We start from the raw sequence: 22,468 nt of genomic DNA, 5'->3' as shown, positions 1-22,468 counted from the left end.
CCGTACCTGGCCACCGCGGCAGCGGTCTTTTCTCCCACCCTCGCGCAGCGCATACTCATGCGCCGGGCTGACGCGCCCGGAGAACTTTGCCTATGCTGCTGTCTACCAACAAGGAATCATCGTGACGAGGGACGACGCCATGTTCTACGTGCAACGCGACGCCGATGGCCAGTTGCTGCGGGTAGAAGCCGCACCCTATGCCGAATACACGGAAATCCTCCCGGCCGACCACGCCGAAATCCAGGAATGGTTTGCCGACGACGTGGTGGAGAACAGCCTCAAGCAGCTCAAGCAGAGCGACCTGGACATGATCCGGGTGCTCGAGGACTTGATCGAAGTGCTGACCGCCAAAGGCGTGTTCAGCATCACCGACCTGCCGCCCGGTGCCCAGGCCAAGCTGCTCAACCGCTCAACGGCGCGCAAGGCGCTCGGCAGCCTGAACAACCTGATCGAGGAAGAAGAGGAGGGCGGGTTGATCTGACCCCCCTTCAGCACCAGAAGCGCGCACTGCCCCCTTCATATCGTTATTCATTAACGGTATTTAAATTATTTTTCTTATGACTTTATAGTCACCCCCACTGCGTACCCGTCGACCAATCGATGCGCCGCACGACTCGAACCCACACGGGTAAACCCCGTGCGTTTCTGATCGTTGCGCGCCATGAAGTCGCGCACTGCGTGGGAGTGAACAATGTCCGCCGCCTCGAACGCCTTGTCGTCCATCGACAGCGCCCAGCCGCAAAGCTTCGAAATCCGCCCGTTCTCCGGTGCCGTGGGCGCCGAAATCATCGGCCTGGACCTGGCCAAACCGGTCAATGGCGAAGATTTCAGCCGTATCCACCGCGCCCATCTCGACCACCACGTGCTGGTGTTTCGTGACCAGCGCATCAGCCCGCAACAGCAAATCGCCTTCAGCCGCCGCTTCGGCGAGCTGCAGATCCACGTGCTCAAGCAGTTCCTGCTGGCGGGCCACCCCGAGATCCTGATCGTTTCCAACATCATCGAGAACGGCCAGAACATCGGCCTGGGCGATGCCGGCAAGTTCTGGCACTCGGACCTCTCCTACAAGGAGCTGCCAAGCCTGGGCTCCATGCTCCACGCCCAGGAGCTGCCCAGCGAAGGCGGCGACACCCTGTTCGCCGACATGCACAAAGCCTGGGACGCGGTGCCGCCGGCGCTGCGCAAGGTGGTCGAAGGCCGCGCTGCCGCGCATTCCTACACCGCCCGCTATGCCGAGACCAAGTTCGAGGGCAACTGGCGCCCGACCCTGACCGCCGAACAGCTGGCCCAGGTGCAGGAAGTGATCCACCCGGTGGTGCGTACCCACCCGGAAAACGGCCGCAAGGCGCTGTTCGTCAGCGAAGGCTTCACCACCCGCATCGTCGGCCTGCCCGCCGATGAGAGCCGCGACGTGCTGCAGCAGCTGTATGCCCTGAGCGTGCTCGAGCAGAACATCTACCGCCACCAATGGCAGCCCCACGACCTGGTGTTCTGGGACAACCGCTCGCTCATCCACCTGGCCACCGGTTGCCCCGCGCACCTGCGGCGCAAGTTGTTCCGCACCACCATCCAGGGCGATGCCCCGTTCTGACGACTGAGGAAAATCCATATGCGCAACTCCATCAGCCGCCTGGCGGCAAGCATCGGCCTGGGCGCCAGCCTCGTTCTAGGCAGCCTTGCCGCGCCGACCCTGGCCCATGCCGAAGGCAAGATCCGCATCGCCGAGCAGTTCGGCATCGTCTACCTGCTGCTCAACGTGGTGCGTGACCAGCACCTGATCGAAAAACATGGCAAGGAGCAGGGCCTGGACATCGAAGTCGACTGGGCCCAGCTTTCCGGCGGCGCGGCGATCAACGATGCGCTGTTGTCCGGCTCGGTCGACATCGCCGGTGCTGGCGTCGGCCCGCTGCTGACCGTGTGGGACCGCACCAAGGGCCGGCAGAACGTCAAGGCCGTGGCTTCGCTGGGCAACTTCCCGTACTACCTGGTCAGCAGCAACCCGAACGTGAAGACCATCGCCGACATCTCCGACAAGGACCGCATCGCCGTGCCTGCAGTGGGCGTCTCGGTGCAGTCGCGCTTCCTGCAGTACGCCGCCGCCCAGCAGTGGGGCGACAAGGAATACAACCGCCTCGACAAGTACACCCTGGCCGTCCCGCACCCGGATGCCACCGCCGCCTTGCTGGCCGGCGGCACCGAGCTCAACGGGCACTTCTCCAACCCGCCGTTCCAGGACCAGGCGCTGGCCAACAAGAATGTGCACGTGGTGCTCAACAGCTATGACCTGCTCGGCCCCAACTCGCCGACGCTGCTGTTTGCCACCGAGAAATTCCGCAACGACAACCCCAAGACCTACAAGGCCTTCGTCGATGCCCTGGCCGAGGCCGCCGACTTCGCCCAGAAGGACAAAGCCGCCGCCGCCGACACCTACATCCGCGTGACCAAGGCCAAGATCGACCGCGAGGCGCTGATCAAGTTGATCGACAACCCGCAGTACGAATTCACCGTCACGCCGAAGAACACCTACAAACTGGCCGACTTCCTGTACCGGGTCGGCGCCATCAAGCACAAGCCGGAGTCGTGGAAGGACTACTTCTTCCAGGACGAACGCCCGCTGCAGGGGAGCTGAGCGCCGATGACCGCCCCATTGCCAGGCCACACGGCCAGCAACCTGAGCCGTGTCGCTACACCCGCGTTGCTCAAGGTGGACAACCTGAGCCTCGAATACCGCACCGCCCAGCGCGTGGTGCGGGCCACCCACCAGGTCAGCTTCGAAGTCGACCGCGCCGACCGCTTCGTGCTGCTCGGCCCGTCCGGTTGCGGCAAGTCGACCTTGCTCAAGGCCGTGGCCGGCTTCATCAGCCCCCAGGAAGGGCAGATTCTGCTGCAGGGCCAACCGGTCAGCGGCCCTGGCCCCGATCGCATCGTGGTGTTCCAGGAGTTCGACCAGCTGCCGCCCTGGAAGACGGTGAAGCAGAACGTGATGTTCCCGTTGCTGGTGTCTGGCCAGCTCAAGCGCGCCGAGGCCGAGGAGCGGGCGCTGCACTACCTGGACAAGGTTGGCCTGGCGGCATTTGCCGATGCCTACCCGCACACGCTGTCGGGCGGCATGAAGGCGCGCGTGGCGATTGCCCGGGCGCTGGCCACCCAGCCGAAGGTCCTGCTGATGGACGAACCGTTCGCCGCCCTCGATGCGCTGACCCGGCGCAAGATGCAGGAGGAGCTGTTGCTGCTGTGGGAGGAGGTGCGCTTCACCTTGCTGTTCGTCACCCACTCCATCGAAGAAGCGCTGGTGGTCGGCAACCGCATCCTGCTGCTGTCGCCGCACCCCGGGCGCGTGCGGGCCGAGGTGCACAGCCACCAGTACGACCTGGGCAGCCTCGGCGCCAGTGACTTCCAGGCCAGCGCCAGGCGCATCCATCGGCTGCTGTTCGACGAGGCCGATGCCCCCGAACAGGCCCAGGACCTGGGCTTCAACGACATTCGTATCGCTTACTGACAGGAGCTCGAGCCATGACCACTACCCCTGTTCGGCAGGAATACGAAGTGCAGCTGGAGCCGCTGCTGAGTGTGCCGCTGGAGCGCAACCTGCCACTGGCCCAGCGCCTGTGGCAGCACGGCTGGCTGCGCAAGGCGGTGATCCTCGTGGTGATCGCCGCATTGTGGGAGGCCATTGCCCGTTACCAGGGCAACGACCTGCTGTTGCCAACCTTCCTGCACACCGCGGCAGCCCTGTGGGACGGCCTTTTGAGCGGGGAGCTGCCCGCCAAGGTCGGCGTGTCGCTGGTGATTCTGCTCAAGGGCTACGTGCTGGGTATCGTCCTGGCCTTCGGCCTGACCAGCCTGGCCGTATCGACCCAGCTGGGCCGTGATCTGCTGGGCACGCTGACCTCGATGTTCAACCCGCTGCCGGCGATCGCCCTGCTGCCGCTGGCCCTGCTGTGGTTCGGGCTGGGCGACAACAGCCTGATCTTCGTGCTGGTGCATTCGGTGCTGTGGGCGCTGGCGCTCAATACCTATGCCGGCTTTCTCGGCGTCTCGGAAACCTTGCGCATGGCCGGGCGCAACTATGGCCTCAAAGGGCTGCGCCTGGTGCTGCACATCCTGGTGCCGGCGGCGCTGCCGTCGATTCTGTCGGGGCTGAAGATCGGCTGGGCCTTTGCCTGGCGCACCTTGATCGCCGCCGAGCTGGTGTTCGGCGCCAGCAGTGGCAAGGGCGGGCTGGGGTGGTACATCTTCCAGAACCGCAACGAGCTGTATACCGACAAGGTGTTTGCCGGGTTGGCGGTGGTGATCCTGATCGGGTTGCTGGTGGAAGGGTTGGTGTTCAATACCCTGGAGCGGCTGACCGTGCGGCGCTGGGGGATGCAGCGCTGATCTGCTGCGGCCCTATCGCCGGCAAGCCGGCTCCCACAGGTACACCGCAGACCTCGAAAGCGCTGCAATTTCTGTGGGAGCCGGCTTGCCGGCGATAGGGCCAGGACAGGCCACTACGCCTGATACTGCGCAGCCGCGTTGTTCAAGGTCCGGGCAATCTCATCGCGCAGCTCATCAGGCTGCTCCACCCTCACCCCATCCCCCTGGCTCAACACCCACCAGCGCACCCCCCAGCCATCCTCCAGGGTGACCTGCAGCCGGTGCCCCTGCTCAAGCGCTGTAAGCTGCATGCCCGCACTCAACGGCATCTCCCGCAACTGCCGCGCCACCTGGTCGCTGACCCAGGCCTGCAGCTGCATGCCCTCTTCCTGCGCCGGCTGCAAGGCCTCACCACGCAGATAGCCCAGCAGGTCGAAGTTGCCACGCAGCTCCGCGCCGGCATTCACTGACCAATGCCAGCCAAACGGAATGCTCTTGTCATTACGCTCCAGCGGAAAGATCAGCGACAGCTCGTTGAGGTCGCGCTCCACCGTGCGTTTGCTGACATTGAACCCCACATCGCGCAGGCGCCACACCAGCTCCGCACTGGTAATGCCCGGAGAGCGGCTGGGCAACTGGCGCAGCATTGCCCATTGACGGCTGAGGGTGGCGCGGGTGGTGGCGAACGGCAAAAGGGAACGTCCTTGTCTAGGCTTGCCGCATTAGCATGGCGGCATGATCGGGTCATGGCAATTAGCCATTAATCGATCAGATCAACGAATACGCAATTGGTTGCCCCCGCCGAATCGTTCGCGACAGGTTTTGACGTGACGTCACGCAGAATCACGCCTCATCACAGCCGCGGTCGGGCCTGTGGGTCGTTCAATGAGGATGAACATGTCTGCTGTCAGCAATATCCATTCGCTGCTCGCCCGTCTTCTGCCGGAGCAGGTCATTTGCGCACCCACCCCTGCCGGCAGGCGGCAGCGGCTGTTCGCAGGCGTCGGGTTGCCCAGCCAGCGGGCGTTGCTGGTCAGCCGGCTGGATGAAGCCGCCGACCTGCAGGCGGTGTATGCCGACCTGCGCCAGCAGGCGCTGGCTGGCAATGTGGCGGCGCTCAACGACCTGGGCTGGGTCTGGCTCAATGGCAAGTACTGGCGCGCCGACACCGTGCTGGCCGGGCACCTGCTGCGCATGGCGGCGTTGCAGGGCAATGCGCCGGCCTGGTTCAACCTGGGGCAGCAGCATTATTTCGGCAAGGGCGTCGAGGCGTCCTACGTGCAGGCGGCGGAATGTTACCGGCAGGCCTTTGAGCGGGGCATGCTGCACGCTGCGGCGGCGCTGGGCGATCTGTACGAGGAAGAAGTGTGCGATGCCGCGTTGGGCTGGCAGGTCGACCTGGTGCAGGCCTATCAGTGGTTCTTCCGTGGCGCGGAGCGCGGGGACGCACGTTGCCGCTTCGAGGTGGGCTATCGTCTGTTGCATGGCCTGTGTGTGGAGGCTGATCTCAAGGCGGCGCTTTACTGGCTGGAGCTGGCGGCGGCGGCCGGGGTGATGCAGGCGGCCGAGGAGTTGGCGGTGCATTTCAGCCGGTGCGATGCGGCGCGGTACCTGGATTGGCGGGATCGGGCGGTGCAGATGGGCAGCACCTTGGCCTTGGCGATGAAGCTTGAAGATCAGGTACAGCCTTGAGCGCCAGCACAAACACCTTCAACCTCCCAGAATGAACAACTATTCATCCATTCCCCTCGTCGCCCCCGGTTGACGACAGGGGGAGGGCAAGGCGTATATTGATAGTTAGCAAACTATGAATATCCTTGGTTCTTCTACATGACCCTTGACTCCCTGCGCCTGCAAGTCAGCACCGGCATGGTGGTTGCTGCCCGCCATTGGCGGCGGATCTGCCACGCGGCCCTGACCAGCTACGGTATTTCCGAGGCCTGCGCGGCGCCGTTGCTGATGATCGTGCGCCTGGGCGATGGCGTGCATCAGGTGGCCGTGGCCCAGGCCGCCGGCCTGGAAAGCCCGTCGCTGGTGCGCCTGCTCGACCAGCTGTGCAAGGCCGGCCTGGTGTGCCGCAGCGAAGACCCGCTGGACCGCCGCGCCAAGGCCCTGAGCCTGACAGCCGAAGGCCGGCGCCTGGCCGAGGCCATCGAAGCGGAGCTGGTGCGGGTGCGCCACGAGGTGCTGCAAGGTATCGATGACGCCGACCTGCAGGCCACCCTGCGCGTGCTGCGCGCCTTCGAAGCCGCGGGCCTGGGCACGGCAGGCGGGGTGGCATGAACGGTTTCTTCAGCTCGGTGCCGCCTGCCCGCGACTGGTTCTACGGCGTGCGCACCTTCGCCGCGTCGATGATCGCCCTGTACATCGCCCTGCTCATGCAGCTGCCGCGCCCGTACTGGGCCATGGCGACCGTGTACATCGTCTCCAGCCCGTTCGTCGGGCCCACCAGCTCCAAGGCCCTGTATCGCGCCCTGGGTACGTTGCTGGGTGCTGGCGGGGCGATCTTCCTGGTACCGCCGCTGGTGCAGTCGCCGTTGCTGCTGACGGTGGCCATCGCCCTGTGGACCGGCACCTTGCTGTACCTGTCGCTGAACCTGCGCACCGCCAACAACTACGTGCTGATGCTGGCCGGCTACACCTTGCCGATGATTGCCCTGGCGGTCGTCGACAACCCCTTGGCGGTGTTCGACGTGGCCTCTTCGCGTGCCCAGGAAATTTGCCTGGGCATCGTCTGCGCGGCAGTGGTCGGCGCGATTTTCTGGCCTCGGCGCCTGGCCCCCGTGGTGGTCGGCGCCACCGGCAACTGGTTCCAGGAGGCGATCCGCTACAGCGATACCTACCTGGCCCGTGACGTGGCTGCCGACAAGGTCGGCGGCATGCGTGGCGCAATGGTCGCCACCTTCAACTCCCTGGAACTGATGATCGGCCAGCTCGGCCATGAAGGCGCCGGCCCGCACACCCTGAAAAACGCCCGCGAACTGCGCGGCCGGATGATCCACCTGCTGCCGGTGATCGATGCCCTGGATGATGCCCTGGTCGCCCTCGAAGGCCGTGCCCCGGCGCATTTTGCCCAGTTGCAGCCGGTGCTCGAGGTTGCGCGCCAATGGCTCGAAGGCACCGCCCAGAGCGCCTCGGTAGCGCGCTGGACGGCGCTGCACGAACAGATCGACCGCCTGCAGCCAGGCGCTGCCGCCCTTGACCAGAAAGCCGAGCTGCTGCTGTCCAACGCCCTGTACCGCCTGACCGAATGGGCCGACCTCTGGCAGGACTGCTGCACCCTGCAACACGCCCTGCGCACCGACGACGCCACGCCCTGGCGCGCCGTCTACCGGCACTGGCGCCTGGGCCGCCTGACGGCGTTCTTCGACCGTGGCCTGATGCTCTATTCGGTGTTGTCCACAGTGCTGGCGATCATCGTCGCCTGTGGCCTGTGGATAGGCCTGGGCTGGAACGACGGCGCCAGCGCGGTGATTCTCGCCGCCGTGTCGTGCAGCTTCTTCGCCGCCATGGACGACCCGGCGCCGCAGATCTACCGGTTCTTCTTCTGGACGTTGATGTCGGTGATCTTCTCCAGCCTGTACCTGTTCCTGGTGCTGCCCAACCTGCACGACTTCCCGATGCTGGTGCTGGCTTTTGCCGTGCCGTTCATCTGCATCGGCACCTTGACCGTGCAGCCGCGCTTCTACCTGGGCACCTTGCTGACCATCGTCAACACCTCCACCTTCATCAGCATCCAGGGCGCCTACGACGCCGACTTCTTCACCTTCCTCAACTCCAACCTGGCCGGCCCGGTCGGGCTGCTGTTCGCCTTCATCTGGACCCTGGTGATGCGCCCGTTCGGCGTGGAACTGGCGGCCAAGCGCATGACCCGCTTCCTCTGGCGCGACATCGTCGAAATGACCGAGCCGGCCAGCCTGGCCGAGCATCGCCAGGTCGGCGTGCAGATGCTCGACCGCCTGATGCAGCACCTGCCGCGCCTGTCGCAGACCGGCCAGGACAGCGGCGTGGCCCTGCGCGACGTGCGCGTTGGCCTGAACCTGCTCGACCTGCTGGCCTACCTGCCGCGTGCCGGCACCCAGGCCCGTGAACGCCTGCAAACGGTGATCGAGGAAGTGGGCAGCCACTACGCGGCCTGCCTGCGCGCCGGCGAACGCCTGCATGCGCCGGCCGCACTGCTGCGCAACATGGAGCGTGCGCGCCAGGCGCTGAACCTGGATGAACTGTACGAACGCGGCGATGCCCGCACCCACCTGCTGCATGCCCTGAGCGGCCTGCGCCTGGCGCTGTTGCCGGGTGTGGAGGTGATGCTCGAGCCTGCCGAACAACCGCAACTGCCCCCCGGGCTCGACGGAGCGCCCCTGTGATCGGTGAAGTGGATATCAGCGGGGTGTTCCTGCCCACGCTGCTGGTGATGATGTTCTGCACCTACCTGCTGTTTCTGGGGGTGCACGCCGTGCTGGTGCGCCTGCACTTCTACCGCCTGGTCTGGCACCGGGCGCTGTTCAACGTTGCTTTGTATGCCGTGCTGCTTGGCGCGGTGGACCACTTTTGCCGAAGCCTGATGCTGCCATGAAAAAACCTTTGCTGACCTTGGGCCGTGTGGTCCTGACCTTGCTGGTAGTGACCTTCGCCGCCGTGCTCGTGTGGCAGATGGTGGTGTACTACATGTTCGCCCCCTGGACCCGCGACGGCCACATCCGCGCCGACGTGATCCAGATTGCCCCGGACGTCTCTGGCTTGATCCAGAAGGTGGAGGTGCGCGACAACCAGACCGTCAAGCGCGGCGACGTGCTGTTCACCATCGACCAGGACCGCTTCAGCCTGGCCCTGCGCCAGGCCAAGGCCACCCTGGGCGAGCGCCAGGAAACCCTGGCCCAGGCCTCCCGCGAGGCGCAGCGCAACCGCAAGCTGGGCAACCTGGTGGCGGCCGAGCAGCTGGAAGAGAGCCAGTCCCGCGAGGCGCGTGCCCGCTCGGCGGTGAGCGAGGCGCAGGTGGCGGTGGATACCGCCCAGCTCAACCTCGACCGTTCGGTGGTGCGCAGCCCGGTGGATGGCTACCTCAACGACCGCGCCCCGCGTAACCACGAGTTCGTCACCGCCGGCCACCCGGTGCTGTCGGTGGTCGACAGCGCGTCCTACCATGTCGATGGCTACTTCGAAGAGACCAAGCTGGGCGGCATCCACATCGGCGATGCCGTGGACATCCGCGTGATGGGCGACAACACCCGCCTGCGCGGCCGGGTGCAGAGCTTTGCCGCCGGCATCGAAGACCGCGACCGCAGCAGCGGCGCCAACCTGCTGCCCAACGTCAACCCGGCGTTCAGCTGGGTGCGCCTGGCCCAGCGGATCCCGGTGCGCATCGCCTTCGATGAAGTGCCGCAAGACTTTCGCATGATCGCCGGGCGTACTGCCACGGTGTCGATCATCGAGGGGCAGAACCCATGAAACAGCTGATCCTGGCGGGTTTCTGCCTGTCGCTGGGGGCCTGCATGATGGTCGGCCCGGACTATGAAGTGCCCAAGGACGCCGCCGTGCAGCGCAGCGACCTCAACGGCCCGCTGCGCCAGGATGCCGATAGCGTGGTGTCGGCGCCGGTGCCGGAGGACTGGTGGCAGCTGTATCAGGACCAGCGCCTGAACGAACTGGTGCGCCAGGCGCTCAGTGCCAATACCGAGCTGCGCGTGGCGGCGGCCAACATCGCCAAGGCTCGCGCCCAGGTCGAAGTGGCCGAGTCGCAGGGCGGCTTCAACGGCGGCATCAAGGCCGGCGCCCAGCGCTTGCAGGAGTCGGGCGAAGCCTTCCTGCTGCCCGAGAAGGTGCCGGTGGCCAACATCGGCGAGGCAATCATCAGCGCCTCCTACCAGTTCGACCTGTGGGGCACGTTCAAGCGCGGTACCGAAGCGGCCAAGGCCAATGCCGACGCCGTGCAGGCCGCCGCCGACACGGCGCGCATCACCTTGGTGGCGGACGTGGTCAAGGCCTACACCCAGGTGTGCTCGGCCAACGAGGAATACCACATCGCCCGCGAATCGCTCGATTTGCAGGAACAGAGCGTGCAGCTCAACCAGCGCCTGCGTGATGCCGGCCGTGGCGATGAAACCCAGGTCACCCGCTCGCAGACCCAGTTCAAATCCCTGCGCGCCGAACTGCCGCGCTTCAAGGCCGAGCGCGAGACCGGCATGTACACCCTGGCAGCGCTGCTGGCCAAGCCGGTGGAGCAACTGCCCGCCGGCACCGCCGATTGCGCCGAGCTGCCACACCTGAACCAGCTGGTGCCGGTTGGCGACGGCGCCGCACTGCTCAAGCGCCGCCCCGACGTGCGCCAGGCCGAACGCCAGCTGGCGGCCGCCACCGCGACCATCGGCGTGGCCACCGGCGCGCTGTACCCCGACATCAGCTTCGGCGCCCAGGTGGGCACCATCGGTATCCTCGAGAACCTCGGCGAGCCCTCGACCAACCGCTGGGGCTTTGGCCCGCAGATCAGCTGGACCATCCCCACCAACGGCACCCGCGCGCGTATTCGCATGGCCGAGGCCTCGACCCAGGCGGCGTTGGCGAACTTCGACGGTGTGGTGCTGAACGCCATTCGCGAAACCCAGACCCGCCTGGCGCAGTACAGCGCCTTGCTGGATCGCCGTGATGCGCTGGCCGAGGCGGAAAAATCGGCGAAGGAAGCGGCGGACCAGACGCACCGCTACTACCAGGCGGGGCGCGAGTCGTTCCTGGCGGACCTGCAGGCGACGCGTACCTACACCGACATGCGTGCGCAGTTGGCGGCGGCCAATAGCCAGGTGGCCATGGGGCAGATTGGGGTGTTCCTGGCGTTGGGCGGTGGCTGGAAGGATGCCGCCAAGCATTGAGGCCCAATCGCCGGCAAACCGGCTCCCACAGGTAAGGCGCTGGCATTTGTGGGAGCCGGCTTGCCGGCGATTCGAGGGCGCAGCCCTCGCCAAGCATTTGTCTCAAGATTTTTCATGAAATCCGTCCGTAAACCTTGAGGGAAGCTGAGTGGAAGTGAACAATGTTCTCTTTCGTATTCCCTTCGAGATTGGCCATGAATTCCCGTTCCCGTCTGCTTGCCTGGTTGCTGTGGCCCATGCTGGCGCTGTGCAGCACCGTGGTGCTGGCCGAATCCCCTGCCGAGGCCGGCAAGGCCCTGCACTTGCTCGACTACATTGGTGCCGACTACCCGCCGACCGTGCGTGGCGGCAAGGTGATCGACGACGGTGAATACCGTGAGCAGCAGGAATTCAGCGCGGTATTGGCCGACCTGGTCAAAGGCTTGCCGGCGAATGCCGAGCAAAACGCCCTGGAGCAGGGCGTCCAGGCGCTGCGCCAGGCCATCGACCAGCGCCAGGAGGGCGCCGCAGTCGCCAAGCAGGCACGCCAGCTGGGTGCACGCCTGGCGGTGGCCTACGAGGTCAGCCAGGCGCCGGTGATTACCCCGGACCCGGCCCGCGGCGCTTCGTTGTATGCGCAGAACTGCTCGATCTGCCATGGCGACACGGGGGCGGGCGATGGCCCGGCCGGCGTGGGCCTGGAGCCGGCACCGGCCGATCTGCGCAATGCCGAACGCCTCGACCAGCTCAGCCTGTACGACCTGTACAACACCCTGGGCCTGGGCATCGACGGCACCGAAATGCCCTCATTCGCCGACCAGCTCGACGAGCGTCAGCGCTGGGACGTGGCAGCCTATATCGCCAGCTTCTCGGCCAACCCGCAGGCGGCCAAGGGCGACAAGACCTGGAACCTCGCCGACCTGGCCCGCCAGACCCCGGCCGAAGTCGCCGCCAACGAAGGCGCCGCGTCGGTCCAGGCCTTCCGTGCCCAGCGCGCGCAGCCGCCGCAGGCCAAGCGTGGTCCGGCGCAGCTGCTCGAATACACCGCCAGCACCCTGGACAAGAGCCTGGCCGCCTATCGCGCAGGTGACCACGACCAGGCCTACGACCTGTCGGTAGCCGCCTACCTGGAAGGCTTCGAGCTGGTGGAAAGCTCGCTGGACAACATCGACACGCAAACCCGCAAGGACACCGAAAAGTCCCTGATGGCCTACCGCCAATCGCTGCAGGACGGCTTGCCGGTCGCCCAGGCAGAACAGCGCCTGGCCGAAGCCAAGGTCAAGCTCGACCAGGCGTCCAAGCTGTTGGGCAGCGATGGCCTGAGCTGGTCGCTGAGCTACATTTCCGGCTTGCTGATCCTGCTGCGCGAGGGCCTGGAAGCCATTCTGGTGCTGGCCGCGATCCTGGCCTTCCTGCGCAATACCGGGCAGCAGTCGGCGGTGCGCAGCGTCAACATCGGCTGGGGCCTGGCGCTGGTCGCCGGTTTCGCCACCTGGGCGGTGGCGGCCTACGTGATCGACGTCGGCGGCGCCCAGCGTGAACTGCTCGAAGGCTGCACGGCGCTGTTCGCCTCGGTGATGGTGCTGTGGCTGGGTGTGTGGATGCACGACCGCCGCCACGCCGCGGCCTGGCAGGACTACATCAAGAGCAGCCTGGTCAGCGGCGGCGGGCGCTTCGGCTTTGCCGTGCTGGCGTTCTTCTCGGTGTACCGCGAGCTGTTCGAAGTGATCCTGTTCTACGAAACCCTGTGGCTGCAGGCAGGCCCGGCTGGCCACCAGGCGGTGCTGGCCGGTGGTGCCACGGCGCTGGTGCTGCTGGTGGGCCTGGCTTGGGTGATCCTGCGCGGTTCGGCGAAGCTGCCGCTGGCGCTGTTCTTCAGCATCAACGCGGCGTTGCTGTGTGCCTTGTCGGTGGTGTTCGCCGGGCATGGCGTGAAGGCGCTGCAGGAGGCCGGCGTGCTGGGCACGCGGCCGGTGGCGTTCTTCGAGTTCGACTGGCTGGGGATTCATGCCGATGCCTACTCGCTGGCCGCCCAGGCGGTGGCGTTGCTGGCGATTGTGGTGTTGTATGGGCGCAGTCGCCTGGCCGAGAAGCGCCGGGCTACGGCACACTGAGGCCGCCATGCGGCCTATCGCCGGCAAGCCGGCTCCCACAGGTTCGGCGCAGGCCTTCGGGGCAACGCGCCTCCTGTGGGAGCCGGCTTGCCGGCGATAGGCCAGTGCCGATCAAGAAGAGAATAGCGACATGCGCATATGGATCGACGCCGACGCCTGCCCCAAGCCGGCCAAGGACCTGATCGTCAAGTTCGCCCTCAAGCGCAAGCTGGAGGTGATCATGGTGGCCGGCCAGGCCGTGGCCAAGCCGGCCTTCGCCGTGGTGCGGCTGATTGTGGTACCCAGCGGCATGGACGCCGCCGACGATTACCTGGTGGAGCACGCCATGCCTGGCGAGCTGGTGATCTGCAGCGACGTGCCGCTGGCCGATCGCCTGATCAAGAAGGGCGTGGCGGCGCTGGACCCACGCGGCCGCGAGTTCGACGAGCGCAACATGGGCGAGCGCCTGGCGGTGCGCAACCTGTTCACCGAGCTGCGCGAGCAAGGCCAGGTCGGCGGCGGGCAGGCACCCTATGGCGAACGCGAGAAGCAGGCGTTCGCCAATGCGCTGGACCGTATCCTCACCCGCCTGGCCAAGGGCTGATCACTCACCCTCGTGGGTCAGCTCCAGCACGCGGTCCACCAGCTTGTAGATGCCACCCGCCGCTTCACTGATCGACTTGGCCACCATGTAGGCGGGGGTGGTCACGAGCTTGCGCTGGGTGTCTTCGACGATGTCATGCACATCGCACTCTTGATGGGTGGCGCCCATCTTCACCATCGCACCGGCGGTGCCGGCATCGTTGCCAATGGTGCAGACCACGCCCGGGCCATAGATCTTCGCCGCCAGCGCCGGCGAAATGCAGATCAGGCCGACCGGCTTGCAGGCCTCGGCAAAGGCTTCGGCCAGGGCCAGCACGTCCGGGTTCACGCTGCACTCGGGGCCATCGACGGCAAAGCTGGACAGGTTCTTGGCCGCGCCAAAACCGCCCGGCACGATCAACGCATCGAAGTCCTCGGCCTTGGCTTCGCGGATGTCCTTCACCTCGCCCCGGGCAATGCGCGCCGATTCCACCAGCACGTTGCGCGATTCGGGCATTTCTTCGCCGGTCAGATGGTCGATCACATGCATCTGCGCGATGTTCGGCGCAAAGCACTGCACCTGCGCGCCGCGCTGGTCGAGGCGCAGCAGGGTGATCACGCTTTCGTGGATTTCGGCACCGTCATACACGCCACAGCCGGACAGAATCACCGCTACCTTTTTTGTCATGCTCATTACTCCAGTTTCGAGGCGCTAAATGTCCTCTAGTTTGGCAGATGTGGCCATAGGGGTTGGCGCGGGCGCATCCTAATCTCTGTGGATAACCTTCGAGGCGAGCTCCATGGACCTTATTCTGCTGGCCGTGCCGTTTTTCTTCGTGCTGATTGCGGTGGAGCTGATTGCCGACCGCGTGCGCGGCCAGCGCAATTTCACCGTGGCCGACTCGATCAACAGCCTGAGCACCGGGGCGTTGTCCACCAGCACCGGGTTGCTGACCAAGGGCGTAGGGCTGCTTACCTATGCGCTGGCCTGGGAGCACCTGGCGCTGCTGCATTTGCCGCAGCAGGCCTGGTGGGTGTGGCTGCTGGCGTTCGTGCTGTATGACCTGTGCTACTACTGGCTGCACCGCCTGGGGCACGAACGCAACGTGCTGTGGGCCGCGCATTCGGTGCACCACCAGAGCGAGGAGTACAACCTCACCACCGCCCTGCGCCAGACCAGCAGCGGCTTCATCTTCTCCTGGATCTTCTACCTGCCGCTGGCGCTGATCGGTGTGCCGCCGCTGGTGTTCATCACCGTGGCGTCGTTGAACCTGCTGTACCAGTTCTGGGTGCACACCCGGCACATCCCCAAGCTGGGCTGCCTCGAGTGGGTACTGATCACACCGTCCAACCATCGCGTCCACCATGCGCAGAATCCTGTCTACTTGGATCGTAACTATGGCGGGGTGTTCATTCTCTGGGACCGCCTGTTCGGCACCTTCAAGGAAGAAGACCCGGCCGAGCCGGTGGTGTTTGGCGTGACCACGCCGCTGGCGAGCTGGAACCCGCTGTGGGCCAACCTGCAGTTCTACGCTCAGCTCTGGGACGACGCCCGGCGTACCCGCAGCTGGCGTGACAAGCTGCGCATCTGGTTCATGCCGACCGGCTGGCGCCCCGCGGATGTCGCGGCGCGTTATCCACAGGCCAAACAGAACCTGGCGCTGTTTCGCAAGTTCGAGGTCGCCCTGGGGCGTGCGCAGCAGGTGTATGTGGCCGTGCAGTTCGTGGCCTACATCGCCCTGGGCAGTTACTTGATGGATGTAGCCGAAAAGGTGCCGGGCGCCGCCCTGGTGCTGGGCTGGGCGGTCATGGCGTTTGGCTTGTTCGTGCTGGGTGCGGCCCTGGAAAACCGGCCGTGGGCGGCGCGCCTGGAGCTGGCGCGGCTGCTGGCGAATGCGCCGGCGCTGTACCTGGCCGGCGTGTCTGGCCTAGTGCTGGTCACGCCCCTGGCGTGGTTCCTGCTCGCTGCGTACAGCCTCTGCAGCTTCTGGGCTCTGGGCGTCTGCCGCCGCCTTGCGCTCCGCGCGCAGGGTGCGAAAGCGCCGGCGCAGCCACAGCAGGACACCCAGCAGCAGCAGGCCGCCGAGCACCCATAGTTCGTACTTCTTGACGTTGCCCAGCATGCCTTCGAGGATCGCCCCGAAGTGATAGGCGGCGGCGCCCAGGGCCAGGGCCCAGATCGCCGCGCCGATACCGTTGAGCAGCAGGTAGCGCCGCGGCGGGTAGCCGGACAGGCCGATGGCCACCGGCATCACCGTGCGCAGGCCGTAGACGAAGCGGAAGCTCAGCACCCAGATATCGGGGTGGCGACGAATGTGCTCGAGTGCACGGTCGCCCATCGCCTGCCAGCGCGGCTTGCGCGCAAGGATCTTGCGGCCGTGGCGGCGCCCCATGAAGTACCACAGCTGGTCGCCGGCATAGCTGCCGAAGAATGCCACGATCACCACCAGGCTGATGTCCATGTACCCGCGGAACGCGAGGAATCCTGCAAGCACCAGGATGGTCTCGCCTTCGAAGAAGGTGCCTAGAAAAAGGGCAAAGTAGCCGAAATCCTGCAGGAATTGTTGAAGCATTTTCTGAGGTGCTGGCGAAATGAACGCGCAGCCTACCCCTTCGCGCGCTTTCGTGAAAGTGTCCAAATGTGTCTCGACGTGAACAATTCCTACACGGACAATGCCTTCGGCCACAAGTCGCAGGGTTGCCTACAGGTGTAACACAGGCGTCATAATGGCCGCTTATCGTCCCGCTCAATTGATGATAGGGCGTTAACGTCCTCAGGAACGTCCAGATGAATAATGAAGTGCTCACCCCTGTCGCGATCAAGGATGCTCAGGCCGTCCCCGAAGAGCTGGTGCAAACCCCGCCAGACCTGCCCGAGCCCCCGGAACCGGTGGTCGAGGCCGCCGTGCCTGCACCGGCGCCGACGCCGGCCATCAACATTCCGAGCCTTGACGACAGCAGCCTGTACATTCATCGCGAACTGTCGCAGCTGCAGTTCAACATTCGCGTGTTGGAGCAGGCCTTGGATGAGTCCTATCCGCTGCTCGAGCGCCTGAAATTCCTGCTGATCTTCTCCAGCAACCTCGACGAGTTCTTCGAGATCCGCGTGGCGGGCCTGAAGAAGCAGATCAACTTCGCCCGTGAACAGGCCGGTGCCGATGGCCTGCAGCCGCACCAGGCGCTGGCGCGCATCAGCGAGCTGGTGCACATCGAAGTGGAGCGCCAGTACGCGATCCTCAACGACGTGCTGCTGCCGGAGCTGGAAAAGCACGCGATCCGCTTCATCCGCCGCCGCCACTGGACGCCCAAGCTCAAGACCTGGGTGCGGCGCTTCTTCCGCGACGAGATCGCGCCGATCATCACCCCGATCGGCCTCGACCCGACCCACCCGTTCCCGTTGCTGGTGAACAAGAGCCTCAACTTCATCGTCGAGCTCGAAGGCGTCGACGCCTTCGGCCGCGACTCGGGCCTGGCGATCATCCCGGCGCCACGCCTGCTGCCGCGGGTCATCCGCGTGCCGGAAGAGGTGGGCGGTGCGGGCGACAACTACGTGTTCCTGTCGTCGATGATCCACGCCCACGCCGATGACCTGTTCCAGGGCATGAAGGTCAAGGGCTGCTATCAGTTCCGCCTGACCCGCAACGCCGACTTGGCGCTGGACTCCGAAGAGGTCGACGACCTTGCCCGCGCCCTGCGCGGCGAGCTGTTCTCGCGCCGCTACGGCGATGCCGTGCGCCTGGAAGTGGCCGACACCTGCCCGAAACACCTGTCCGACTACCTGCTCAAGCAGTTCAGCCTGAGCGAGAGCGAGCTGTACCAGGTCAATGGCCCGGTCAACCTGACCCGCCTGTTCAGCATCACCGGCCTGGACAGCCACCCGGAGCTGCAGTACACCCCGTTCACCCCGGCGATCCCCAAGCTGCTGGTGAACGCCGAAAACATCTTCAGCGTGATCGGCAAGCAGGACATCCTGCTGATGCACCCCTTCGAGTCGTTCACCCCGGTGGTCGACCTGCTGCGCCAGGCCGCCAAGGACCCGCACGTGCTCGCGGTGCGCCAGACCCTGTACCGCTCAGGCGCCAACTCGGAGATCGTCGATGCCCTGGTGGATGCGGCGCGTAACGGCAAGGAAGTCACCGCGGTGATCGAGCTGCGGGCGCGCTTCGACGAAGAGTCCAACCTGCAGATGGCCAGCCGCCTGCAAGCGGCGGGCGCCGTGGTGATCTACGGTGTGGTCGGCTTCAAGACCCACGCCAAGATGATGCTGATCCTGCGCCGTGAGCAGGGCGAGATCGTGCGCTATGCGCACCTGGGCACCGGCAACTACCACGCCGGCAACGCCCGCCTGTACACCGACTACAGCCTGCTGACCTCCGACGACGCCCTCACCGAGGACGTCGGCAAACTGTTCAGCCAGCTGATCGGCATGGGCAAGACGCTGCGCATGAAAAAACTGCTGCATGCGCCGTTCACCCTGAAGAAGGGCATGCTCGACATGATCGCCCGGGAGACCCAGTTCGCCCTGGAAGGCAAGCCTGCGCACATCATCGCCAAGTTCAACTCGCTGACCGATGCCAAGGTCATCAAGGCGCTGTACAAGGCCAGCCAGTCGGGCGTGAAGATCGACCTGGTGGTGCGTGGCATGTGCTGCCTGCGCCCAGGTATTCCGGGGGTCTCGCACAACATCCAGGTGCGCTCGATCATCGGCCGCTTCCTGGAGCACACGCGGGTGTTCTACTTCCTCAATGGCGGGGAAGAGCAGATCTACCTGTCCAGTGCCGACTGGATGGAGCGCAACCTCGACAAGCGTGTGGAGACGTGCTTCCCGGTAGAGGGCAAGAAGCTCTTGCTGCGGGTGAAGAAGGAGCTGGAAAGCTACCTGACCGACAACACCCACGCCTGGACCCTGCAGCCTGACGGGCGCTACGTGCGCAGCAGCCCGACCGGCAACCAGAACCCGCGCAGTGCCCAGGCGACCCTGCTGGAGCGCCTGAGCAACCCGGTACTCAACGTACGCTGAGGACGAAATTGACCCGGGCCAGCCACTCCGCCTCGTTGGCGAAGTCGGCCTGGGTCAGTTGGTTCTGCTCCAGCCAGCCTTGCGGGAATACCACTTCCAGGCTGTTGTCGCCCGCTTGCAACTGCACCTTGGGCATCTGCTGAGTGCCACGGATGTGGTGGAACAGGATGGCGAAGCGCAGCAGCACGCACAGGCGCAGCAGTTTCACGCCTTCATCGCCCAGTTCGGCGAACTTGTCCTTGGGAATGTTGCGGCGGTGGCCACGCACCAGCAGGGCCATCATCTGCTGGTCTTCGCGGGAAAAGCCCGACAGGTCGGAGTGCTCGATCAGGTAGGCGCCGTGCTTGTGGTAGTGGTAGTGGGCGATATCCAGGCCGATTTCGTGGATTTTTGCCGCCCAACCCAGCAGATCGCGCCAGTTTCCATCCTCCAGGCCCCACGCTTTCGCCACTTGGTCAAAGGCATGCAGCGCCTTGCGCTCGACGCGGGCGGCCTGGCCCTGGTCGACGTGGTAGCGCTCCATCAGCGAGTTGAGGGTGCGTTCGCGCACGTCTTCATGGTGGTGGCGGCCGAGCAGGTCGAACAGCACGCCTTCGCGCAGGGCACCGTCGCAGTGGTCCATGCGCTGCAGCTCCAGGGCGTCGAAGATGGCTTCGAGAATCGCCATGCCGGCCGGGAAAATGGCGCGGCGGTCGGGTTTGACCCCGTCGAAATCGATCTTGTCGACTTCACCCAGCTTGAACATCTTGCGCTTGACCCAGGCCAGGCCCTCGGCGTTGACCTCGCCATTGCCAAGGCCGCCGGCCTTGATCGCGGCGCCGATGGCGCGGATGGTGCCGGACGAGCCGATGGCTTCGTCCCAGGTCAGGCGGTGCAGGGCGTTTTCGATGCTCATCAGTTCCAGGCGCGCGGCGGTGTAGGCCTGGGCGTAGCGTGCCGGGGTGATCTTGCCGTCACGGAAATAGCGCTGGGTGAAGCTGACGCAGCCCATCTGCAGGCTTTCGCGCAGCAGCGGCTCGAAGCGCTGGCCAATGATGAACTCGGTGCTGCCGCCGCCGATGTCGGCGACCAGGCGCTTGCCCGGGGTGTCGGCCAGGGTGTGGGACACGCCCAGGTAGATCAGGCGCGCTTCCTCACGGCCGGAAATCACTTCCACCGGGTGGCCGAGGATGGCTTCGGCGCGCTGGATGAATTCGTTGCGGTTGCGCGCTTCGCGCAGGGCGTTGGTGCCGACGATGCGCACGGCGCCTGCCGGCATGCCGTTGATCAGCTGGGCAAAACGCTTGAGGCACTCAAGGCCCCGTTCCATGGCTTCTTCGCTGAGCATGCGCGATTCGTCGATGCCGGCGGCCAGCTGAACCTTTTCGCCGAGGCGCTCGAGAATGCGGATCTCGGTGTGGTGAGCCTTGGCCACGACCATGTGAAAACTGTTGGAGCCAAGGTCGATGGCGGCGATCAGAGACAGGTTCTTCGCGGTTGTATGCGGCATGGTCTGAGTGTTCTCGGTCGTTAACCCGGCAATCCTGCCACGATACTTGGCTGTCGCCAACGCGCGGCACGCCAAGGGTTGATGCAAGGCAATGTGCCATTCGATGCTATGACACTTGTGTGACGGTTTCGATTCGCGGCGTCTTGCACAACTATAGTTACAGTCAATCGTCCGTGACTTCCTGTTGCGTCAGGGTCCGGCTATGATGGGCCACGTTTTTTGCTTACGACCCTGGAGATATCCATGAGCAGCGATCTGATCAAACACGTCACCGACGCCACCTTCGAGGCCGAAGTCCTGCAAGCCCAAGGCCCGGTGCTGGTTGATTACTGGGCTGAATGGTGCGGCCCATGCAAGATGATCGCGCCAGTCCTGGACGACATCGCTTCCACCTACGAGGGCAAACTGACCGTCGCCAAGCTGAACATCGACGACAACCAGGAAACCCCGGCCAAGCACGGTGTGCGTGGCATCCCGACGCTGATGCTGTTCAAGAACGGCAACGTCGAAGCCACCAAGGTCGGTGCGCTGTCGAAGTCGCAGCTGGCCGCGTTCCTCGACGCCCACCTGTGATGTGAATAAGCCCCGCAAATGCGGGGCTTTTCTTTTTCAACCCACTAGACGTCGAAAAAAGCAAGTGTTACATTCGGCCTCGCACTGCTTCTCCAGTGCCCCCTGCACGCCGTCGCCGACGCACTCCTAATTAGAATCTGTGCGCGATCCTATCGCCTTCTAGCGGCGCGGCTTCATTAAGCCATTAGCTTAATCCTCCCTTCATACATGATTACGTCACTCCCCTTATGAACCTGACTGAACTCAAGCAAAAGCCGATTACCGATCTGCTGGAAATGGCCGAACAGATGGGCATCGAAAACATGGCCCGTTCGCGCAAACAGGACGTGATTTTCGCCCTGCTGAAGAAGCACGCGAAAAGCGGCGAAGAGATCTCGGGTGACGGCGTGCTGGAGATTCTCCAGGATGGTTTCGGTTTCCTGCGTTCGGCTGATGCGTCCTACCTGGCCGGCCCCGACGATATCTACGTCTCGCCAAGCCAGATCCGCCGTTTCAACCTGCGTACCGGCGACACCATCGTCGGCAAGATCCGCCCGCCAAAGGAAGGGGAGCGTTACTTCGCCCTGCTGAAGGTCGACACGATCAACTTCGATCGCCCGGAAAACGCGAAGAACAAGATCCTGTTCGAAAACCTGACGCCGCTGTTCCCGAACAAGCGCCTGAAGATGGAAGCCGGCAACGGTTCCACCGAAGACCTGACCGGCCGCGTCATCGACCTGTGCGCCCCGATCGGCAAAGGCCAGCGCGGCCTGATCGTCGCCCCGCCAAAAGCGGGCAAGACCATCATGCTGCAGAACATCGCGGCGAACATCACCCGTAACAACCCCGAGTGCCACCTGATCGTCCTGCTGATCGACGAGCGCCCGGAAGAAGTGACCGAAATGCAGCGCACCGTGCGCGGTGAAGTGGTTGCCTCCACCTTCGACGAGCCGCCGACCCGCCACGTGCAGGTTGCCGAGATGGTCATCGAGAAGGCCAAGCGCCTGGTCGAGCACAAGAAGGACGTGGTCATCCTGCTCGACTCGATCACCCGCCTGGCACGTGCCTACAACACCGTGATCCCGAGCTCCGGCAAGGTGCTGACCGGTGGTGTCGACGCCCACGCCCTGGAGAAGCCGAAGCGCTTCTTCGGCGCCGCGCGTAACATCGAGGAAGGCGGTTCGCTGACCATCATCGCCACCGCGCTGGTCGAAACCGGCTCGAAGATGGACGAAGTGATCTACGAAGAGTTCAAGGGTACCGGCAACATGGAGCTGCCCCTGGACCGTCGCATCGCCGAGAAGCGCGTGTTCCCGGCCATCAACATCAACCGCTCCGGCACCCGCCGCGAAGAGTTGCTGACGGCCGACGACGAACTGCAGCGCATGTGGATCCTGCGCAAGCTGCTGCACCCGATGGACGAAATCGCCGCCATCGAGTTCCTGGTCGACAAGCTCAAGCAGACCAAGACCAACGACGAGTTCTTCCTGTCGATGAAGCGCAAGTAAGATCGTCGAACCACGCAAAAGGCCGG

20 protein-coding genes and 1 pseudogene are annotated in these 22,468 nt (G+C 64.9%); 17 read left to right on the top strand and 4 right to left on the bottom strand.

Going from position 1 to position 22,468, the window contains the following annotated elements:
* Window positions 1–139 precede the first annotated feature (139 nt).
* The 5 genes from ACIPG5_RS05780 to ACIPG5_RS05760 all read left to right on the top strand — a co-directional run bounded on the left by ACIPG5_RS05780 (window position 140) and on the right by ACIPG5_RS05760 (window position 4,377).
* A complete protein-coding gene (locus ACIPG5_RS05780; RefSeq protein ID WP_176511654.1) occupies window positions 140–481 on the top strand; it encodes a tryptophan synthase subunit beta in 342 nt (113 codons plus the stop codon).
* Window positions 482–691: 210 nt separating this feature from the next.
* A complete protein-coding gene (locus ACIPG5_RS05775) occupies window positions 692–1,591 on the top strand; it encodes a TauD/TfdA family dioxygenase (protein WP_176511603.1) in 900 nt (299 codons plus the stop codon).
* 18 nt (window positions 1,592–1,609) lie between these two features.
* Window positions 1,610–2,629, top strand: coding sequence for an ABC transporter substrate-binding protein (locus tag ACIPG5_RS05770; protein ID WP_176511604.1), 1,020 nt, complete (start codon window positions 1,610–1,612; stop codon window positions 2,627–2,629).
* Between the two features lie 6 nt (window positions 2,630–2,635).
* Window positions 2,636–3,499, top strand: a complete 864-nt coding sequence (locus tag ACIPG5_RS05765) for an ABC transporter ATP-binding protein (RefSeq protein WP_176511605.1) — start codon at window positions 2,636–2,638, stop codon at window positions 3,497–3,499.
* 14 nt (window positions 3,500–3,513) lie between these two features.
* A complete protein-coding gene (locus tag ACIPG5_RS05760; protein ID WP_401373735.1) occupies window positions 3,514–4,377 on the top strand; it encodes an ABC transporter permease in 864 nt (287 codons plus the stop codon).
* A gap of 113 nt (window positions 4,378–4,490) precedes the next feature.
* Here the strand turns inward: ACIPG5_RS05760 and ACIPG5_RS05755 are convergent, their stop codons facing one another.
* Complete coding sequence (locus ACIPG5_RS05755; protein ID WP_401373733.1) at window positions 4,491–5,048, bottom strand: WYL domain-containing protein; 558 nt, start codon at window positions 5,046–5,048, stop codon at window positions 4,491–4,493.
* Window positions 5,049–5,253: 205 nt separating this feature from the next.
* On the opposite strand from ACIPG5_RS05755, the gene ACIPG5_RS05750 reads away from it, so the two are divergent.
* The 8 genes from ACIPG5_RS05750 to ACIPG5_RS05715 all read left to right on the top strand — a co-directional run bounded on the left by ACIPG5_RS05750 (window position 5,254) and on the right by ACIPG5_RS05715 (window position 13,895).
* Complete coding sequence (locus ACIPG5_RS05750; protein ID WP_236235963.1) at window positions 5,254–6,048, top strand: tetratricopeptide repeat protein; 795 nt, start codon at window positions 5,254–5,256, stop codon at window positions 6,046–6,048.
* 138 nt (window positions 6,049–6,186) lie between these two features.
* Window positions 6,187–6,639 carry a MarR family winged helix-turn-helix transcriptional regulator gene (locus tag ACIPG5_RS05745; RefSeq protein WP_176511609.1) on the top strand — a complete coding sequence of 151 codons (453 nt, stop codon included), beginning with the start codon at window positions 6,187–6,189 and terminating at the stop codon, window positions 6,637–6,639.
* Window positions 6,636–8,723 (top strand): FUSC family protein, encoded by a 2,088-nt coding sequence (locus ACIPG5_RS05740; RefSeq protein WP_401373730.1) that lies wholly within the window; start codon window positions 6,636–6,638, stop codon window positions 8,721–8,723. Before ACIPG5_RS05745 ends, ACIPG5_RS05740 begins: the two co-directional genes overlap by 4 nt.
* Entirely contained in the window at window positions 8,720–8,932 is a 213-nt protein-coding gene (locus ACIPG5_RS05735) for a DUF1656 domain-containing protein (protein ID WP_176511611.1), read from the top strand. The genes ACIPG5_RS05740 and ACIPG5_RS05735 overlap by 4 nt, the downstream gene beginning before the upstream one ends.
* Window positions 8,929–9,804, top strand: coding sequence for an HlyD family secretion protein (locus ACIPG5_RS05730; protein ID WP_236235964.1), 876 nt, complete (start codon window positions 8,929–8,931; stop codon window positions 9,802–9,804). Before ACIPG5_RS05735 ends, ACIPG5_RS05730 begins: the two co-directional genes overlap by 4 nt.
* Complete coding sequence (locus tag ACIPG5_RS05725; RefSeq protein WP_401373728.1) at window positions 9,801–11,219, top strand: efflux transporter outer membrane subunit; 1,419 nt, start codon at window positions 9,801–9,803, stop codon at window positions 11,217–11,219. The genes ACIPG5_RS05730 and ACIPG5_RS05725 overlap by 4 nt, the downstream gene beginning before the upstream one ends.
* A 161-nt stretch (window positions 11,220–11,380) precedes the next feature.
* Window positions 11,381–13,312 carry an FTR1 family protein gene (locus tag ACIPG5_RS05720; RefSeq protein WP_401373726.1) on the top strand — a complete coding sequence of 644 codons (1,932 nt, stop codon included), beginning with the start codon at window positions 11,381–11,383 and terminating at the stop codon, window positions 13,310–13,312.
* A gap of 130 nt (window positions 13,313–13,442) precedes the next feature.
* A complete protein-coding gene (locus ACIPG5_RS05715; protein WP_176511616.1) occupies window positions 13,443–13,895 on the top strand; it encodes a YaiI/YqxD family protein in 453 nt (150 codons plus the stop codon).
* On the opposite strand, the gene elbB is transcribed toward ACIPG5_RS05715, so the two are convergent.
* Window positions 13,896–14,561 carry an isoprenoid biosynthesis glyoxalase ElbB gene (elbB, locus tag ACIPG5_RS05710; RefSeq protein ID WP_176511617.1) on the bottom strand — a complete coding sequence of 222 codons (666 nt, stop codon included), beginning with the start codon at window positions 14,559–14,561 and terminating at the stop codon, window positions 13,896–13,898. It lies immediately after the preceding gene.
* A gap of 112 nt (window positions 14,562–14,673) precedes the next feature.
* Between elbB and ACIPG5_RS05705 the strand changes: the two are divergent.
* Window positions 14,674–15,300 (top strand): annotated as a pseudogene (locus ACIPG5_RS05705) (sterol desaturase family protein); the annotation flags it as partial.
* Window positions 15,301–15,801: 501 nt separating this feature from the next.
* Here ACIPG5_RS05705 and ACIPG5_RS05700 read toward each other — a convergent pair.
* Window positions 15,802–16,446 carry a DedA family protein gene (locus ACIPG5_RS05700; RefSeq protein ID WP_176511618.1) on the bottom strand — a complete coding sequence of 215 codons (645 nt, stop codon included), beginning with the start codon at window positions 16,444–16,446 and terminating at the stop codon, window positions 15,802–15,804.
* A 215-nt stretch (window positions 16,447–16,661) separates the two neighbouring features.
* Here ACIPG5_RS05700 and ppk1 point away from each other — a divergent pair, with 215 nt between their 5' ends.
* The gene (ppk1, locus tag ACIPG5_RS05695) at window positions 16,662–18,893 is read left to right on the top strand and encodes a polyphosphate kinase 1 (RefSeq protein WP_176511619.1); all 2,232 of its coding nucleotides are present in this window, start codon (window positions 16,662–16,664) and stop codon (window positions 18,891–18,893) included.
* On the opposite strand, the gene ppx is transcribed toward ppk1, so the two are convergent.
* A complete protein-coding gene (gene ppx, locus ACIPG5_RS05690; RefSeq protein WP_176511620.1) occupies window positions 18,880–20,382 on the bottom strand; it encodes an exopolyphosphatase in 1,503 nt (500 codons plus the stop codon). The two genes, ppk1 and ppx, sit on opposite strands and share 14 nt — an antisense overlap.
* 243 nt (window positions 20,383–20,625) lie before the next feature.
* Here ppx and trxA point away from each other — a divergent pair, with 243 nt between their 5' ends.
* Both trxA and rho read left to right on the top strand, forming a co-directional pair.
* Window positions 20,626–20,955, top strand: coding sequence for a thioredoxin TrxA (trxA, locus tag ACIPG5_RS05685; protein WP_009684153.1), 330 nt, complete (start codon window positions 20,626–20,628; stop codon window positions 20,953–20,955).
* A 227-nt stretch (window positions 20,956–21,182) separates the two neighbouring features.
* A complete protein-coding gene (gene rho, locus ACIPG5_RS05680; protein ID WP_003253661.1) occupies window positions 21,183–22,442 on the top strand; it encodes a transcription termination factor Rho in 1,260 nt (419 codons plus the stop codon).
* Window positions 22,443–22,468: the final 26 nt, after the last annotated feature.

The sequence above is a fragment of the Pseudomonas sp. NPDC087029 genome (genome assembly GCF_044745345.1).
In the GTDB taxonomy this organism is placed as follows: Bacteria; Pseudomonadota; Gammaproteobacteria; order Pseudomonadales; family Pseudomonadaceae; genus Aquipseudomonas; species Aquipseudomonas faucium.
This window is presented reverse-complemented; position numbering and strand designations above follow the sequence as displayed.

Coding starts and splice junctions, on each gene's coding strand:
- ACIPG5_RS05780 (WP_176511654.1), top strand. CDS start 140: ATGTTCTACGTGCAACGCGACGCCGATGGCCAGTTGCTGCGGGTAGAA.
- ACIPG5_RS05775 (WP_176511603.1), top strand. CDS start 692: ATGTCCGCCGCCTCGAACGCCTTGTCGTCCATCGACAGCGCCCAGCCG.
- ACIPG5_RS05770 (WP_176511604.1), top strand. CDS start 1,610: ATGCGCAACTCCATCAGCCGCCTGGCGGCAAGCATCGGCCTGGGCGCC.
- ACIPG5_RS05765 (WP_176511605.1), top strand. CDS start 2,636: ATGACCGCCCCATTGCCAGGCCACACGGCCAGCAACCTGAGCCGTGTC.
- ACIPG5_RS05760 (WP_401373735.1), top strand. CDS start 3,514: ATGACCACTACCCCTGTTCGGCAGGAATACGAAGTGCAGCTGGAGCCG.
- ACIPG5_RS05750 (WP_236235963.1), top strand. CDS start 5,254: ATGTCTGCTGTCAGCAATATCCATTCGCTGCTCGCCCGTCTTCTGCCG.
- ACIPG5_RS05745 (WP_176511609.1), top strand. CDS start 6,187: ATGACCCTTGACTCCCTGCGCCTGCAAGTCAGCACCGGCATGGTGGTT.
- ACIPG5_RS05740 (WP_401373730.1), top strand. CDS start 6,636: ATGAACGGTTTCTTCAGCTCGGTGCCGCCTGCCCGCGACTGGTTCTAC.
- ACIPG5_RS05730 (WP_236235964.1), top strand. CDS start 8,929: ATGAAAAAACCTTTGCTGACCTTGGGCCGTGTGGTCCTGACCTTGCTG.
- ACIPG5_RS05725 (WP_401373728.1), top strand. CDS start 9,801: ATGAAACAGCTGATCCTGGCGGGTTTCTGCCTGTCGCTGGGGGCCTGC.
- ACIPG5_RS05720 (WP_401373726.1), top strand. CDS start 11,381: ATGTTCTCTTTCGTATTCCCTTCGAGATTGGCCATGAATTCCCGTTCC.
- ACIPG5_RS05715 (WP_176511616.1), top strand. CDS start 13,443: ATGCGCATATGGATCGACGCCGACGCCTGCCCCAAGCCGGCCAAGGAC.
- elbB (WP_176511617.1), bottom strand. CDS start 14,561: ATGACAAAAAAGGTAGCGGTGATTCTGTCCGGCTGTGGCGTGTATGAC.
- ACIPG5_RS05700 (WP_176511618.1), bottom strand. CDS start 16,446: ATGCTTCAACAATTCCTGCAGGATTTCGGCTACTTTGCCCTTTTTCTA.
- ppk1 (WP_176511619.1), top strand. CDS start 16,662: ATGAATAATGAAGTGCTCACCCCTGTCGCGATCAAGGATGCTCAGGCC.
- ppx (WP_176511620.1), bottom strand. CDS start 20,382: ATGCCGCATACAACCGCGAAGAACCTGTCTCTGATCGCCGCCATCGAC.
- trxA (WP_009684153.1), top strand. CDS start 20,626: ATGAGCAGCGATCTGATCAAACACGTCACCGACGCCACCTTCGAGGCC.
- rho (WP_003253661.1), top strand. CDS start 21,183: ATGAACCTGACTGAACTCAAGCAAAAGCCGATTACCGATCTGCTGGAA.